This is a genomic window from Saccharothrix luteola (genome assembly GCF_020859565.1).
Lineage (GTDB): Bacteria > Actinomycetota > Actinomycetes > Mycobacteriales > Pseudonocardiaceae > Actinosynnema > Actinosynnema luteola.
In genome coordinates, this window is sequence record NZ_JAJHUO010000030.1 from 31,520 (window position 1) to 46,882 (window position 15,363).

Below are 15,363 nucleotides of genomic sequence, written 5' to 3' on the forward strand. Positions count from 1 at the left end.
GTGTGCGGGGGGGCGGGGGGGGCCCGGCCCCCCGGCCGGGGGGGGGCCCCCCCCCCCCCCCGCGGGGCCCCCCCCCACGTCACGGTGACGGCGGGCCGACTTCCAAGTCGCCGCTGTCGGTGTCCTTGATGTACACCCGCACCTTCCGCTCCCTGCCGTCGTCGATGAACGTGCAGGTGAACGTGACGCCTTCCTTGATGGCGATGTGGCCAGGGCACGGCGCCGAGTCCTCGCCACCGCTCCACCCGGTGATCCCGGTGTCGGGGTGCTGCTCGTGGAGCTGGTCGAACACCTTGTGGGACAGCTCCATGCGGTCGAACGTGCGCAGTTGCTCCAGCCGCACGGTCGCGTTGCCCGAGAGCACCGCGACCGTCAGGACCACCGCGCACACCGCTGTCACCACGGCCGACAGGGCCATCGTGACGCGCAAGTAGATCGGCATGCGCTCTATCTAGCCGATGAGACGCGATGCCGGGGGCTGATTGGCCGAGCTGTGGCGCAACGGTGCTGTGGCGAGGGTCGCGTCCCTAGGATCACACCGTGGAGTACGGCGAGGTGGAGAAGGCGATCCGGGCGGCGGTGGCGACCGCCGACGAGGGTGGCCGGCGGCGGCTCGGTGCGGCCGTGGTCGCCCGGTTGACCGGTGACGTCGAACTGCCCGCGGCGGCCGAGGTGGAGTTCGACGACGACGCGCGGCACGCGTTCGCCGAGGCCTGCGCCGACCCGGCCGGCAGCACGCCCGGGCAGCTGCGGGCCTGGCTGGACCGGATCGACGCGGGCACGCTCGCCGACGGCGACATGGATCCCCAGGTCACGTTCGCCCTCGAAGCGCTGGACCGCTGGGCCGACTACCTCGCCGACCCGAACCCCGACGCCGTGTCCGACCTGGCGATCGCGAGCCTGAACGAGGTCGACTACCAGGTGTCGGCGGAGCCGGCCGACTTCCTCGGCACGCCGGAGATGGCGGCCGAGTACGCGCGCATCACCGGGCTGCTGCGGGGCTGACCGCTCAGTCCCGCGCCTCGCGGGCGACGCGTTCCAGCTTCGCGTGGTAGGTCTCCCAGTGCACCGACGGCAGGTTGTCGCTGTCCGCGCGCAGGCCGGCCGTGCCGTCGATCAGCTCGCGGACGATGTCGGCGTGGCCCGCGTGCCGGTTGGTCTCGGCGATCACGTGGACGAGGACGAAGTGGAGGGTGACCGCGCTGCGGTCCTCCGGCCACCACGGGACGGTGCCCGGCGCGTCCAGGTCCAGCGCCTCGATCGTCCCGTCCGCGTGCGCGCAGGCACGGCGGTACAGGGAGGCGATGTCCTCACGGGACTCCTCCGCCGTCGCCCACATGTCCACATTGGGCTCGTCGTCGAAGCCCGCCCACGGCAGCGGCTCGGGGAACGGGCGGTCGAACGTCTCGCCGAAGTAGCCGACCTCGACCCCCGCCAGGTGCTTGACCAGGCCCAACAGGTTCGTCCCCGTCGGCGTCAACGGGCGGCGCACGTCGTAGGGCGACAGTCCTTCCAGCTTCCACAGCATCGCTTCACGCGCGGTCCGGAGGTAGCGGTGCAGGTCGGACTTCACGAAGAACCTTCCGAAACGGGGCGCAGGGACGCGAGCAGCAGGTCCGCGAAGTGCCGGCCGACCTGCTTGGCCGACAACGGCCCGTCGGCGCTGTACCACTGGCCGAGGTGGTGGACGGTGCCGAAGAAGTAGTGCACGGTCAGGTCCGCGGGCACGTCCGCGCGGAACACGCCGGCGGCCTGCCCCTCCTCCACCAGCGACCGGAACCGCTCGTGGTAGCGCCGCCGTTCCGCCCGCATCTCGCGCCGCTTGTCCTCGGCGAGGTGGTCGGCCGACCGGAAGTACACGCGCGCCTGGTCGAAGTTGTCCACCGACGTGACCACGACGTCGACCGCCGCCGCGTGCAGCCGCTCGGCCACCGGCGCGGACCCGGACGCGAAGTGGTCCAGCCGCTCGGTCTGCATCCGCAGCAGGCTGCCGTAGATCTCGTGCAGCAGGTCGTCCTTGGACCCGAAGTAGTGGTACATGGCGCCCTTGGTGACGCCCGCCAGGTCCACGATGTCCTGCACCGCGACCCGGTCGAAGCCCTTGGCGGCGAACAACCGCGTCGCGGCGTCGATCAGCCGCTCCGGTACCGATGCCATGCGCCAAGCATCGCACGCCCGATCACTGGAACATCGCGATCGGCCGGATGACCAGTTGCCGGGAGTCCGCCTTCCACGCCTGGACCTTGCCGAGGCAGCGCGCCTGGAAGCCGCCCTCGGGCACGACGTCGTCGCGCAGGCCGGCGTTGTAGCACTCCACCCGCACCTGCGGGCCCGCCTCGGGGTCGTCCGGGTCGCCGAACGGCGCGAGGAACACCGTCGTGCCGTCGCCGTCGGACGCGACCCGGAACACGCCCTTCACCGACACGTACGAGTCGATCCGCCGCAGCCGCACCACGTCGACCGGCTCCACGTGCTGCTCCAGGTGCTGCTCCAACGCCGTGTTCCGCCGCACGGACAGGTCGCGCAGGTCGACGTGCACGACACCGGACGCCGCCTCCAGCGCGTCCAGCAGCACGCCGACCACCGCGATCGGCTCGTACTGCTCGATGTAGGTCTTCACCACCTCGCGCCCGGACGTCCGCGCGCCCTCCACGCCCAGGTCAAGGCCCTTCAACGCGATCTTGCCGTCCTTGGTGACGCCGACCCGGTCCACGACCTCCTTGGTCATCGCATCGCCGTACCGCCCGACCTGGTAGAGGTCCATCACGGACTTCTCGTGCAGGTAGATGGTCAGCCCGGGCACCTCGCGCGACGGGGTGAACCGGTGCCGCGACCGCCACGCCCACACGCCGACGCCGAGTGCGACGACGAGCGCCAGCGCGGTCACGATCCACAGCACCGCCCACGGCCACCACACCGACCACCACAGCGCTCTATCGACAGCCACGGATCTCCTTCACCGCCTCCAGCAGCGACCCGGAGCCGGCGTCGACCACGCGCCCGCCGGTCGCCCGCGCCACCCGGTCCAACTCCACCGGGTCGGCCTCGCCGAACCGGATCGCGTACGTGCGCGCCGGCGGGTCCGGCCACGCGGCCAGGAACTCGTCCGCGCTCATCCCCGCGTTGTTCTCGCCGTCGGTCATCAGCACCACCGCGCCGTCGCCGACGATCCGGTAGGCGTGGTCCAGCGCCGACCAGATCGCCGTGCCGCTGTCCGACAGCCCGGCCGTCGTCAACGCGGTGGCCAGCGCTTCCAGATCCGCAGCGCTTCCGATGACGACGGAACGCTCCTCCAGCACGGAGCCCGCGAACCGCACCAGCACGACCGTCTCCCCCAGCCGGAACCGGTCGAACCCGCCTGCCCGGCTCAACGTCGCGAACGCCTCCCGCAGCCCGGCGATCCGCGCGCCCTCCATGGACGTCGAGTGGTCGAGCACGAACACCACCCTGGTGGACTGACCGGCCCGGTCGTAGGCGGCGAGCAGGGTGTCCACGACCTCCTGCGTGCCGGGGAAGTACAGCCCGGTGCCGATCGGCTCACGCAGCTTCTCCGTGCGCTCGACCTGCGGATCCACCGGCCTGCGGTGCGTGCGTTCCATGATCGAGCGCTGGGCGGACGGCGCGCGCAGCCACTGCGCCACCCGGTCGTACGCGGCCCGCTTGTCCGGCTTGAGCAGCATCAACGGGTAGTCGGACAGCACGATGCCGTCCCTCGGGTACACGACCGCCAACGGCTCGCGCAGCTGCCCGGACGCGTTGAGCGACAGCACGGTCGACTCGTACGCGACCACGGCGTCCACCTCGTCCTGCCGCCGCACGTACTCGTCACCGACCTCCGCCGCGCCGGACGCGCCGAACGCCCGTCCGGTCAGGAACCCCTGGAGCTTGTCGCAGGTCACGTCCTCGGCACGCAGCGCCGCACCGGTGCCCGCGGCGGCCGTCGCGACCCCGATCAACGCCGCCATCCCGCTGCCCGACACCCTCGGGTCGGCCATCCCGAACCGCAGCTCCCCCGCCGCCGCGCGGCTCGCCACGTCGGCCCACGACGCGTCGCGCAACCCGTCCGCCTTGCCCGCCTTCACGCCCAGCACGAGCGGCGACAGCATGGTGCTGGCGGACAGCGGCAGGTCGGCGCCCGTCAGCCTCAGGTACCGGTTCGTGGCCAGCCACGCCAGGTCGTGGTCCACGCCCGCGGCCAGCTCCGCGCTCGCCCGCACGGTGCCGCGGTGGTCCAGCTTCAGCTCCACCCCGGTGTCCCGGCGCAGGTCCGCCAGCACGGGCGCGAGGTCGGCCAGCTCCGAGCTGGCCAGCACGGTCAGCGTGACCGCGTCGGGCCTGGCGGGGGCGCAGCCGGCGAGGAACGCCGCGACCAGCAGCGCCACGGCCAGGGCAGCCCTCACAGCGGCACCCCGTCCCGGCAGCGGCCGACCTCCGCGATCATCGTCATCAGGTCCTCGGACTTGGGCAGGAACGCCTCCGTGTCGCCCGCGCCCGGGTCCGGCACCTCGATGCCGCGTTCGGCCAGCACGGTGCCCACCGAGGCGCTGCCCGCCCGGCCGAGGCGGAAGCCGAGCTCCAGCGCGCGCCGTTGCAGGTCGGCGTTCTCGTTCAGCAGCCGGCCGACCTTCTCCCCCGCCTCGCTGAACGCGATCAGCCACGGCTCGGCGTGGTGGTGGGCGTCGGGGTAGAGCAGCACGCGGTCGCGGTCGACCGACCCGGTCCGCTCCTTGGTGCGGATCTGGTAGGCCAGGTACTGGTGCTCGTAGATGACGCCGACGGGGGCGAACGTGCGGCCGTCGGGCCCGAAGAACGTGCGGCCGATGCCCGCGCCGAACTGGCCCTCGACCTCGAACAGCGGCTTGATCCGCGCCCCGACCGCCTTGGCGTCGGCCGAGGTCGGCACGTTGCGGCCGTTGGCGGCGAAGGCCACCAGCGCGAGGTAGGCGGCGCCCGAGTACGCCCGGCACGGGTCCGGCGACTGGGCGATGATCCGGTTCCCGTTCTTCAGCCCGCCGCCCTCGATCTGGGCCCAGGTCGTGCCCTCGAGGGTCAGGTCGACGAAGTCCTGCATCCTCAGCGAGTAGTACAGCCCGTCGTCACCCGGCTGCGGGTCCGCCACGCCTCGCGCGTCCAGCGCTTCCGCGTAGTCGCGGAACGCGGCGACCACCAGTGGCGTGGTGAAGGGGTAGAACGGGGTGCCGCCCACCTTGTCGTGGATCTGCCGCGCCGTGACCTGGCCCGAGGGCATGACGAAGTCGAACGCCGCGACCTCCTCGGTCCTGGGGATCTCCTGCGAGCCGCCGGAGTCGGTCAGGTGGACCTGGATCCCGTTGGCCAGCAGGATGCGGCGGACCTGGTCGTCGGAGAAGAACTCGACCTTCGAGGCCATCATCGCCCGGACGATCGTGATGCTCTGGAACGGCAGCGCGGCGACGCCGTTGGCGAACAGGGCGATGGCGCCGACGAGCGCCACGCCCGCCGAGATGCCGAACGGCAGCAGGAAGCGCTTGCGCCGGAACACCGATCTCGGCGGGTCGAGGATGACTAATGCGGGCTCTTCGGTCGAGCTCTTCACGACCACGGAACTCCCCCGTGCGGACGGCGATCTCCCCTGCCTACGAGGCTAGATCGTCGCGCCGCCGCGGTGGGTTACAAGTCGGGAGGTCAGCCGCCGAGCGTCACGCCGCCGTCGACCACGAACGTCGCGCCGGTGGTGTAGCCGCCCGCCGCCGACGCCAGGAAGACGACGGCCGCGGCCAGTTCCTCCGGGTCGCCCACCCGGCCCAGCGGCAGCCGGGAGATGTGCGCTTCGAGGTAGCCCTCGGGGTACTGGTCGGTCATCTCGGAGGCGAAGTAGCCGGGCGCGAGCGCGTTGACCCGGATGCCCTTGCGGCCGGTCCACTGCTGCGCCAGGTCGCGGGTCAGGCCGAGCAGACCCGCCTTGGACGCGGAGTAGGCCGCCTGCGGCAGGCCGCCCGAGACGAGGCCCAGCACGCTGGAGACGTTGACGATCGATCCACCGTTCGCCATCACGGCCGCCGCCGCCTGCGCCATCCAGTACGCGCCGTTGAGGTTGACGTCCATGACGCCGAGGAACTGCTCGGGCGTCTCCCGGGACGCGGGCACCGCCGACGCCACGCCCGCGTTGTTCACCAGCACGTGCACCGGGCCGAACTCCGCCGCCGCACGCGCCACCTCACGGCAGTCGTCCGGCTGCGCCACGTCCGCCTGCACGATCAGGGCACGTCGACCGGCGCCCTCCACCAGCCGCGCGGTGTCCTTGAGCCGATCCACCCGCCGTGCGGCGAGCACGACGTCCGCGCCCGCCTCGGCCAGGCCCTTGGCGAACGCCACACCGAGGCCCGAGGACGCGCCGGTGACGATCGCGACCTGCCCGTCCAGCCGGAACTTGTCCAGGATTCCCATTCAGCTCAACCTCTCCAGGATGATCGCCATGCCCTGACCGCCGCCGACGCACATCGTCTCCAGCCCGAACTGCGCGTCACGGGCGCGCATCCCGTTGATCAGGGTGGTCATGATGCGGGCGCCGGTGGAGCCGAACGGGTGGCCGAGCGCGATCGCGCCGCCGTGCACGTTCAGCTTGTCCATGTCGATGCCGAGCGCGCGCTGGCTGCCCAGCACCTGCACCGCGAACGCCTCGTTGATCTCGACCAGGTCGATGTCGTCGACGGTCAGGTTCGCGTGCGCGAGCGCCTGCCTGGTGGCGTCGACCGGGCCGAGCCCCATGATCTCGGGCGAGAGGCCGGACACGCCAGTGGACACGATGCGCGCCAACGGGGTCAAACCGAGTTCCTTGGCCCTGGTGTCGCTCATGACGACCACGGCCGCCGCACCGTCGTTGAGGGGGCAGCAGTTGCCGGGCGTGACGGTCCCTTGTGGACGGAACGACGGGTTGAGCGCCGACACGGCGTCGTAAGTGACTCCCTGGCGCGGGCCGTCGTCAGTGGAGACGACCGTGCCGTCCGGGAGGGTGACCGGGGTGATCTCGCGGGCGAAGAAGCCGTCCGCGATGGCCTTCTCCGCCAGGTTGTGCGAGCGGACGCCGAACTCGTCCTGGTCACGGCGGCTGATGCCGAGCGCGGTGGCGACGTTCTCGGCGGTCTGGCCCATCGCGATGTAGTAGTCCGGCAGCTCGCCGTCCTCGCGCGGGTCGCGCCACGGCTCGTTGGTCTCGGCGGTGCGCTGGGTGCGTTCACGTGCGGCGTCGAACAGCGGGTTGAAGTGCGGGTCGCCGTGCCGGTAGCGGGAGACGCACTCCACGCCGGCGCTGACGAACGCGTGGCCCTCGCCCGCCTTGATGGCGTGGAAGGCCATGCGCGCGGTCTGCACGGACGACGCGCAGAACCGGTTGACCGTGGTGCCGGGCAGGGTGTCCAGGCCGAGCTGGACGGCGATGCGGCGGGCCACGTTCTGACCGTGCTCGTCCTGCGGCTCGGCGCACCCCAGGTGCAGGTCGGTGATCTCGGCGCGGTCCAGTTCCGGGACCTGGTCCAGCGCGGCGCCGACGATCTGCGCGGCCAGGTCGTCCGGGCGCAGGTCGACCAGCGAGCCCTTGCGCGCCCGACCGATCGGGGAGCGCGAGGTGGCGACGATGACAGCCTCGGGCATGGCGGTGCTCCTGTGTCTAGAGGCCGAGGTCGCGGCCGATGAGTTCCTTCATGATCTCGTTGGAGCCGGCCCAGATCCGGGTCACCCGGGCGTCCATCCAGGCGCGCGCCACGCGGTACTCGGTCATGTAGCCGTAACCGCCGTGCAGCTGCACGCACGCGTCGATGACGTCGTTCTGCACGTCCGCGCTCCACCACTTGGCCTTCGCCGCGTCCACGGCGGTCAGCTCACGGCGGGTGTGCGCGTCGGTGCACTGGTCCAGGAACGCCTGCGTCACGTCGATCCTGGTGACCAGCTCGGCGAGGGTGAACTTGTTGTGCTGGAACGAGCCGATGGCCTGGCCGAACGCCTTGCGCTCCTTGGTGTACTCGATCGTCTCCAGCAGGATCTGCTTGGCGTGGGCCAGGTTGGAGATCGCGCCGCCGAGGCGTTCCTGCGGCAGGCGTTCCATCATGTAGATGAAGCCCTGGTCGACCTCGCCGATGACGTTCTCGGCCGGAATCCGCACGTCCTCGAAGAACAGCTCGGCGGTGTCGGACTCGGGCTGGCCGACCTTGTCCAGCTTGCGGCCCCGCTCGAAGCCCTTCATCCCGGTCTCGACGGCGAACAGGGTGATGCCCCTGGCCTTCTTCTCCGGGCTGGTGCGTGCGGCGACGACGATCATGTCGGCCGAGAAGCCGTTGGTGATGAACGTCTTGGAGCCGTTGAGGATCCAGTCGTCGCCTTGCTTCACGGCGTTGCTCTTGAGCGCGGCCAGGTCGGAGCCGCCGGAGGGCTCGGTCATGCCGATGCCGGTCGTCATCTCGCCCGAGCAGAACCTCGGCAGCCAGCGCTGCTTCTGCTCGTCGGTGCACAGGTCGACCAGGTAGGGCGCGACGACGTCGCCGTGGATGCCCAGGCAGGACGACATGCCGGCGCTGACCTTGGACAGCTCCTCGCCCAGCACGGCGTTGAACCGGTAGTCGTTCGCGCCGCTGCCGCCGTGCTCCTCGGGGACCTCCAGGCCGAGCAGGCCCTGCTTGCCCGCTTCGAGCCACACGTCGCGGTCGATGTGGCGTTGCTCCACGAACCGCTCGTAGTTCGGGGTGAGGGTGCGGTCGCAGAACGCCCGCGCGGTCTCGCGGAACGCTTCGTGGTCGGGTTCGAACAGCGAGCGGCGCACTCTCGTTTCCTCCATACTAAGCGGTTGCTTAGGTCTAAGCGTGTGCTTAGCCTGCGGTATCGTTCGGGTTCGTGTCAAGGAGGGCCGGCTGTGACGACGACCAGTGGTGAGTTCGCGCTCCTGGATGAGACGTGGTCCTCGGTGACGCCGCCGGCGGCCAGGCGGATGCTGATCGCCGCCGCCGCCGCGTTCTCGGTGCGGGGGTACCACGCGACGACGACCCGTGACATCGCGGCGCAGGCCGGCATGTCACCCGCCGCGGTCTACATCCACTACCGGTCCAAAGAGGAACTGCTGTTCCAGATCTCGCGGGTCGGGCACGCGACGTCGTTGTCGGTGCTGACGGGTGTGTCCGAGGTGGACCCGGTGGCGCGGCTGGCGGCGGCCGTGCGGGCGTTCGCGTCGTGGCACGCCGAGTACCACACGACGGCGCGGGTCGTGCAGTACGAGTTGAGCGCGTTGACGCCGGAGCACCTGGCCGAGGTGGTGGAGCTGCGGCGGCGGATCGAGGCGGCGGTGCGGGACATGATCTCCGCCGGCGTGACCGCGGGCGTGTTCGACGTGCCGGACGTGCGCGGGGCGACCCTGGCGGTGCTCTCGCTGTGCATCGACGTGGCCCGCTGGTACCAACCTTCCAGCCGCCGCACCCCCGCCGAGATCGGCGACCTCTACTCGGACCTGGTCCTCCGCATGCTCCGCACCCCCTGAACCCGCGAGAGTCCTACGTTCAAGGCTCGAGAGTCCTACGTTCAGGCACCCCGAGTTCAACGCTCAGCGCACTGCCGCGGCCGGCTTGGGCGTTCCGAGTGTTGAACTCAGGTGTTCCGAACGTAGGACTCTCGCGTTCCGAACGTAGGACTCTCGCGTCCTGGAGGTAGGACTCTCGGGTTAGCGGACGGATTTCCTGCCGTAGAACCCTGCGACGAGGCTGACGCCGATGGCGGCGATGATCACCTGCACGATGATCTCGATCCAGTCGATGCCGGGCGTGTCCTCCACGCCGAGCGCCCGGGCGATGAACGTGCCCAGGAACGCCGCCACGATGCCGACGATGATCGTCAGCCAGATGGGGATGGCCTGCTTGCCCGGCGCGATGAGCTTGCCCAGCAAACCGATGATGAGACCCACGATCAGAGCGCTGATCACACCGCCGATGCCCACGATGCCTCCTGCGGGTTAGTCGCCTTCGAAGAAGTCCCCGACCTCGTCGAGGGCCTCACAGGTCATCATCCCCACCGCAGACGCCGTCCGCAGCGCCAGCGGCGGTCGGGGGAGCCCCGTCCACGCGCCGCGACGACGTCCGCGCGAGCCGCCCTAGTGGCCGAAACCGTGGGAAGATCGCCTGCCGGAGACCTGGTCCATCCACTGGTGCAGCAGCGCCGCCCAGTCCGTGCGGATCACCTCATCGTGGGACATGGCGAAGTGCCCGAACGAGTCGCCGCCCGCCCGGAACAGCCCGCCCCGGCGGTCCGCCTCCAGCACCACGTACAGCCGGTGCGGGTCGGCGACGAAGGTCAGCTCCAGCTGGCTGATCTTGGCCAGGAACTGCCCCGGCGGCAGGAACTCGATCTCCTGGTAGAACGGCAGCTGCTGCGGCACGCCGCGGATCCGCCCCGACTCGTTGTCCGCGCGCTGGAACCGGAACCCCAGGGCGCCGAACGCGTTCAGCACATGCTCCTGCGAGGGCATCGGGTGCACGGCCACCGGGTCGAGGTCGCCCGGGTCGACGGCGCCGCGCACCTCCAGCTCCGTGCGCAAACCCATCGTCATGCCGTGCAGGCGCTGCCCGTGCACGACCGTCACCGGCGTCTCCAACGGCACCGGGAACTGGAACGGCAGCACCAGGTTCTGCCCCGGCGCGACGGTGATCCGTTGAGCGACCACGACCCGCGCGAACTCGACGTTGCGGTTGTGCTCGTTGTCGCCGCTCTCCACCTCGACCCTGGTGACGAGGGACAGCTTGACCTCGTCGATCTCGGCCGGGTGGTCGCCGCCCGCGATGCGCACCTCGCCGGTCAGCACCTCACCGGGCCGGGTGTTCGGGTTGGCCAGCACCGTGTCCACCGACGGACCGCCGACTCCGAACGCGCGCAACATCCTCTTGAAAACCACGGTGAGTGCCTCCTGGCCTGCTGTGGGTCACGCCCTTGAGCTCGGGTTTCCCCAAGGACGCCCGGGGTGGCGCATCGGTTCCCTCTGGACGAACGCCGAGCCCGGGTGCCAGTATGCGACCGCGGTCACATACTAAGCGGTCGCTCAGGAGGTTGAAGTGCCCACGCTGCTCGTCGCCAACCGGGGAGAGATCGCCGTCCGGGTGCTGCGCGCCGCCGCCGACCTCGGCTGGCGGACCGTCGCCCTGGTCACCGACTCCGACGACGCCCACGGCCGGTTCGCCGACCGCGCCGTCCGGCTGCAAGGCTCCTACCTGGACGTGGACGCCGTCCTCGCCGCCGCCGACGGGTGCGACCTGGTGCACCCCGGCTACGGGTTCCTGGCCGAGAACGCCCGGTTCGCCCGCCGCTGCGCCGAGGCCGGGCTGACGTTCGTCGGACCGCCGCCGGAGGTGCTGGAGCTGCTCGGCGACAAGAGCCGGGCCCGCGCCCTGGCCGCCGAGGTCGGCGTGCCGGTGCTCGCGGGCGCCGAGGACGGGTTCGAGGAGTTCTTCAGGACCCACGGCGCGGTGGTCGTGAAGGCCGTCGCCGGCGGTGGCGGCAAGGGCGTGCGCGTGGTGCGGCGCCTGGCCGACCTCGACGCCGCCGTCGAGCGGTGCCGGGCGGAGGCGCTGGCCGCGTTCGGCGACGGCACGGTGTTCGTCGAGGAGCTGCTCGAACCGGCGCGGCACGTCGAGGTGCAGCTGGTCGGCACGACGGTGCTCGGCGACCGCGACTGCTCGTTGCAGCTCAGGCACCAGAAGCTGGTCGAGGTCGCGCCCGCGCCCGACCTCTCCCCCGACCTGCGGTCCGCGCTGCACGACGCGGCGGCCACGATCGCGCGCGCCGTCCGGTACACCGGGCTGGGCACCGTGGAGTTCCTCCTCGCGCCGGACGGCCGGTTCGCGTTCCTGGAGGCCAACCCGAGGCTCCAGGTCGAGCACACCGTCACCGAGCAGGTCACCGGGCTGGACCTGGTGCGCGCGCAACTGCTGCTCGCGGCCGAGGTCGAGCCCGACCTGACCCACACGCCACGCGGCAGCGCGCTGCAACTGCGCGTGAGCCTGACGTCCGCGGGACGGCTGTCGGCGTTCGTCCCGCCGACCGGACCGGGCGTGCGGGTCGACACGCACGCGTCCGTCGGCTATCGGGCCGGTCTCGGCTTCGACCCGTTGCTGGCGAAGGTCGTGGTGCACGCCGACGACCTGGCGACCGCGCTGCGCCGGGCCCGCCGCGCGCTGGACGAGTTCACCGTGGACGGCGCGCGGACCAACATCGCTTTCCTGCGCGGGCTCCTGGACCACCCGGACGTCCTGAAAGCGCACACCGGCCTGGTCGACTCACTGCCCCGTGAGGACACCGGAGCGCGCGCTCCCGTGCAGGGAACGGTCGTCGCGATCGAGTCCGGCACGGTCGTCGTGGAAGCGATGAAGATGCAGCACGTCGTGCCGATCGGCGACGCGCGGGTGCTGGTCGAGGTCGGCGACACGGTCGCGGAAGGCGCGTTGCTGGCCGAGGGCGTGGACCTGGCCGTCGAGGAGAAGGCCGTCGAGGTCGACCTGGACGACGTGCGGCCCGACCTCGCGGAGACGTTGGCGCGCCACGACTTCTCCCGTCCCGAGGCGGAGGCGAAGCGGCACGCGGCGGGCCGCCGCACGGTCCGGGAGAACATCGCCGACCTGTGCGAGGAGTTCGTGGAGTACGGCGGGCTGGCCATCGCCGCGCAACGCCGCCGGCGGTCGTTGGACGAGCTGGTCGAGCGCACGCCCGCGGACGGGCTGGTGGCGGGCGTCGGCCGGGTGAACGGCGGCCAAGTCGTCGCGATGTCCTACGACTACACGGTCATGGCGGGCACGCAGGGTCTGCGCAACCACGCCAAGAAGGACCGGATGTTCGAGCTGGCCGAGCAGCGGCGGCTGCCTGTGGTGCTGTTCGCCGAGGGCGGCGGCGGGCGGCCGGGCGACACCGACCACGGCGGCGTGAGCGGGCTGGACTGCATGGCGTTCCACCTGTTCGCCAAGCTGTCCGGGCTGGTGCCGCTGGTCGGCATCGCGTCCGGCCGCTGCTTCGCGGGCAACGCCGTGCTGCTGGGCACGTGCGACGTGGTCATCGCGACCCGTGACGCGACCATCGGCATGGGCGGCCCGGCGATGGTCGAGGGCGGCGGGCTCGGCGTGTTCCGGCCCGAGGAGATCGGGCCGGTCGACGTGCAGGCGCCCAACGGCGTGATCGACGTGCTCGTGTCCGACGAGGCCGAAGCGGTCGCGGTGGCCAAGAAGTACCTGTCGTACTTCCAGGGGCCGGTGGACTCCTGGGAGTGCCCCGACCAGCGGCTGCTGCGGCACCTCGTGCCGGAGAACCGGGTCCGCGCCTACGACGTGCGGACCGTGGTGGACACGCTCGCCGACACCGGCTCGGTGCTGGAGCTGCGGCGCGAGTTCGGCCGCGGCATCGTCACCGCCCTGGTCCGGGTCGAGGGCAGGCCGCTGGGGCTGATCGCGAACGACCCCGGCCACCTCGGCGGGGCGATCGACGCGAACTCCGCCGACAAGGCCGCGCGGTTCCTCCAGCTGTGCGACGCGTTCGACCTGCCGGTGGTGTCGTTGTGCGACACGCCGGGGTTCATGGTCGGGCCGGACGCCGAGCGCACCGCGACCGTGCGGCACCTGACCCGGATGCTCGTGGCCGGCGCGAACCTCGACGTGCCGTTCGGGTTCGTGGCGCTGCGCAAGGCGTACGGACTGGGCGCGCAGGCGATGGCGGCGGGCAGCTTGAAGGTGCCGCTGTTCGCGGTGTCGTGGCCGAGCGGCGAGTTCGGCCCGATGGGGCTGGAGGGCGCGGTGCGGCTCGGGTACCGGCGGGAGCTCGATGCCGTCGACGACCCGGCGCAGCGCAAGGAGGTGTTCGAGGCGATGGTCTCCGCCGCCTACGAGCACGGCAAGGCGCTCAACGTGGCGTCCGCCTACGAGATCGACGACGTGATCGACCCGGCCGACACCCGGCGCTGGATCACCACCCTGCTCACCGGCCCCGACCCCGTCCAGGTCAGGACCGGCAAGAAACGCCCGTTCGTGGACACCTGGTGAAAGGGAACAAGCACATGGTCACGACCGCTCCCCCCGAGCGGCGCACGTTGCGCAAACTCATGGCGGCCGGGCTCGTCGGCTCGTCGCTCGAGTGGTACGACTTCTTCATCTACGCGACCGCCGCGGCGCTGGTGTTCCCGAAGTTGTTCTTCCCCGAGGCGTCGCCGCTGATCGGGCTGCTGCTGTCGTTCAGCACGTTCTGGGCGGGGTTCGTCGCCCGGCCGGTCGGCGGGCTGGTGTTCGGGCACGTCGGTGACAAGTTCGGCCGCAAACCCGCGCTGGTGACGTGCCTGGCGCTGATGGCCGCGGCGACGTTCCTGATCGGGTTGCTGCCGACCAGCGCCACGCTGGGCGTGCTGGCGCCGGTGCTGCTGGTGCTGCTGCGGTTCCTGCAGGGCATCGCGGTGGGCGGGCAGTGGGGCGGCGTCGTGCTGCTGCTGACCGAGACCGCGGGCCCGCAGCGGCGCGGGTTCGCCGGGACGTTCGGGCAGGCGGGCGTGCCGCTGGGCGTGATCCTGGGCAACGTCGCGTTCCTGGTCGTGGGCGCGGTGGTGCCGCCCGCCGAGTTCGCCACCTGGGGGTGGCGGGTGCCGTTCCTGGCGAGCGCGCTGCTGTTCCCGGTGGTGCTGTTCATCCAGTTGAAGGTGGAGGACAGCCCGGTGTTCCGGGAGATCAAGGAACGGCGTGGCGACGGGCCCGCGCCCGCGCCGTTGCGGGAGGTGCTGCGGACGCACCGCAAGCCGGTGCTGCTCGGCGCGGGGTTGATGTTCGCGTCCAACGCGGTGTTCTACGTGAGCATCGCGGGCGTGCTCGACTACGCGACGCGTGAGCTGGGGTTGGCGCGGAACTCGGTGCTCGTGGTGACGCTGCTGTCGTCGCTGGTCAGCGTGCCGGTGATCCTGCTGGCGGGGCGTTGGTCGGACCGGCACGGCAGGCGTCCGCTGATCGTGGCGGGCGCGGTGGCGATGATCGTGTGGGCGTTCCCGTACTTCTGGCTGATCGACACCGCCTCGCTGGGGCTGATCTTCGTCGCGCTGGCCGTGTCCGGTGTCGGGTCGAGCCTGGTCTACGGGCCGGTGGCGGCGTACCTGGCGGAGCTGTTCGAGCCCGGGGTGCGGTACTCGGGGGCGTCGCTGGCGTACCAGCTGGCGTCGATCCTGGTCAGCGGCGGCACCCCGTTCATCATGACGGCGCTGCTGGTGGCGACCGGCACGTCGCTCTCGGTGTCGGCGTTCCTGCTGGCCATGGGCGTGGTGACGCTGGCGTCCGTCCTCGGGCTGCGGGAGACCCACAAGGTCTGACCGTTCGTGGCGGAGGGGTGTGCCCCGGCTCGGGC

15 protein-coding genes are annotated in these 15,363 nt (G+C 71.4%); 4 read left to right on the top strand and 11 right to left on the bottom strand.

What is annotated here, in order from left to right; genetic code table 11:
- Positions 1-79: 79 nt before the first annotated feature.
- A complete protein-coding gene (locus tag LNK82_RS35470; RefSeq protein ID WP_230571305.1) occupies positions 80-442 on the bottom strand; it encodes a DUF4333 domain-containing protein in 363 nt (120 codons plus the stop codon).
- 98 nt (positions 443-540) lie between these two features.
- On the opposite strand from LNK82_RS35470, the gene LNK82_RS35475 reads away from it, so the two are divergent.
- A complete protein-coding gene (locus LNK82_RS35475) occupies positions 541-1,005 on the top strand; it encodes a hypothetical protein (RefSeq protein WP_230571306.1) in 465 nt (154 codons plus the stop codon).
- Positions 1,006-1,009: 4 nt separating this feature from the next.
- Here LNK82_RS35475 and LNK82_RS35480 read toward each other — a convergent pair whose 3' ends face one another.
- The 8 genes from LNK82_RS35480 to LNK82_RS35515 all read right to left on the bottom strand — a co-directional run bounded on the left by LNK82_RS35480 (position 1,010) and on the right by LNK82_RS35515 (position 8,791).
- Entirely contained in the window at positions 1,010-1,573 is a 564-nt protein-coding gene (locus LNK82_RS35480; RefSeq protein WP_308257409.1) for a DinB family protein, read from the bottom strand.
- Positions 1,570-2,157 (bottom strand): TetR/AcrR family transcriptional regulator, encoded by a 588-nt coding sequence (locus tag LNK82_RS35485; RefSeq protein ID WP_230571307.1) that lies wholly within the window; start codon positions 2,155-2,157, stop codon positions 1,570-1,572. Before LNK82_RS35485 ends, LNK82_RS35480 begins: the two co-directional genes overlap by 4 nt.
- A 22-nt stretch (positions 2,158-2,179) precedes the next feature.
- On the bottom strand, positions 2,180-2,947 hold the full coding sequence (locus tag LNK82_RS35490) for a hypothetical protein (RefSeq protein ID WP_230571308.1): 768 nt from the start codon (positions 2,945-2,947) through the stop codon (positions 2,180-2,182).
- Positions 2,934-4,400: a vWA domain-containing protein gene (locus LNK82_RS35495; protein WP_230571309.1), complete on the bottom strand. Its 1,467-nt coding sequence runs from the start codon at positions 4,398-4,400 to the stop codon at positions 2,934-2,936. The genes LNK82_RS35490 and LNK82_RS35495 overlap by 14 nt, the downstream gene beginning before the upstream one ends.
- Complete coding sequence (locus LNK82_RS35500; protein WP_230571310.1) at positions 4,397-5,575, bottom strand: hypothetical protein; 1,179 nt, start codon at positions 5,573-5,575, stop codon at positions 4,397-4,399. The genes LNK82_RS35495 and LNK82_RS35500 overlap by 4 nt, the downstream gene beginning before the upstream one ends.
- Positions 5,576-5,664: 89 nt before the next feature.
- Entirely contained in the window at positions 5,665-6,426 is a 762-nt protein-coding gene (locus LNK82_RS35505) for an SDR family NAD(P)-dependent oxidoreductase (RefSeq protein WP_230571311.1), read from the bottom strand.
- A complete protein-coding gene (locus tag LNK82_RS35510; protein WP_230571312.1) occupies positions 6,427-7,629 on the bottom strand; it encodes an acetyl-CoA C-acetyltransferase in 1,203 nt (400 codons plus the stop codon).
- A 16-nt stretch (positions 7,630-7,645) separates the two neighbouring features.
- Complete coding sequence (locus LNK82_RS35515) at positions 7,646-8,791, bottom strand: acyl-CoA dehydrogenase family protein (RefSeq protein ID WP_230571313.1); 1,146 nt, start codon at positions 8,789-8,791, stop codon at positions 7,646-7,648.
- 165 nt (positions 8,792-8,956) lie between these two features.
- On the opposite strand from LNK82_RS35515, the gene LNK82_RS35520 reads away from it, so the two are divergent.
- Positions 8,957-9,499: a TetR/AcrR family transcriptional regulator gene (locus LNK82_RS35520; RefSeq protein ID WP_230571410.1), complete on the top strand. Its 543-nt coding sequence runs from the start codon at positions 8,957-8,959 to the stop codon at positions 9,497-9,499.
- A 180-nt stretch (positions 9,500-9,679) separates the two neighbouring features.
- On the opposite strand, the gene LNK82_RS35525 is transcribed toward LNK82_RS35520, so the two are convergent.
- Complete coding sequence (locus LNK82_RS35525) at positions 9,680-9,952, bottom strand: GlsB/YeaQ/YmgE family stress response membrane protein (protein ID WP_230571314.1); 273 nt, start codon at positions 9,950-9,952, stop codon at positions 9,680-9,682.
- 153 nt (positions 9,953-10,105) lie between these two features.
- Entirely contained in the window at positions 10,106-10,903 is a 798-nt protein-coding gene (locus LNK82_RS35530) for a sporulation protein (RefSeq protein WP_230571315.1), read from the bottom strand.
- 157 nt (positions 10,904-11,060) lie between these two features.
- Here LNK82_RS35530 and LNK82_RS35535 point away from each other — a divergent pair, with 157 nt between their 5' ends.
- Together LNK82_RS35535 and LNK82_RS35540 are read left to right on the top strand one after the other, a co-directional pair.
- On the top strand, positions 11,061-14,027 hold the full coding sequence (locus LNK82_RS35535; protein ID WP_230571316.1) for an acetyl-CoA carboxylase family protein: 2,967 nt from the start codon (positions 11,061-11,063) through the stop codon (positions 14,025-14,027).
- A complete protein-coding gene (locus LNK82_RS35540; protein WP_230571317.1) occupies positions 14,024-15,328 on the top strand; it encodes an MFS transporter in 1,305 nt (434 codons plus the stop codon). The genes LNK82_RS35535 and LNK82_RS35540 overlap by 4 nt, the downstream gene beginning before the upstream one ends.
- The last annotated feature ends 35 nt before the right edge of the window (positions 15,329-15,363 follow it).

Bases quoted from the DNA above. Each gene is read 5' to 3' on its own strand.
- LNK82_RS35470 (WP_230571305.1), bottom strand. From the start codon at position 442: ATGCCGATCTACTTGCGCGTCACGATGGCCCTGTCGGCCGTGGTGACA.
- LNK82_RS35485 (WP_230571307.1), bottom strand. From the start codon at position 2,157: ATGGCATCGGTACCGGAGCGGCTGATCGACGCCGCGACGCGGTTGTTC.
- LNK82_RS35505 (WP_230571311.1), bottom strand. From the start codon at position 6,426: ATGGGAATCCTGGACAAGTTCCGGCTGGACGGGCAGGTCGCGATCGTC.
- LNK82_RS35510 (WP_230571312.1), bottom strand. From the start codon at position 7,629: ATGCCCGAGGCTGTCATCGTCGCCACCTCGCGCTCCCCGATCGGTCGG.
- LNK82_RS35520 (WP_230571410.1), top strand. From the start codon at position 8,957: ATGCTGATCGCCGCCGCCGCCGCGTTCTCGGTGCGGGGGTACCACGCG.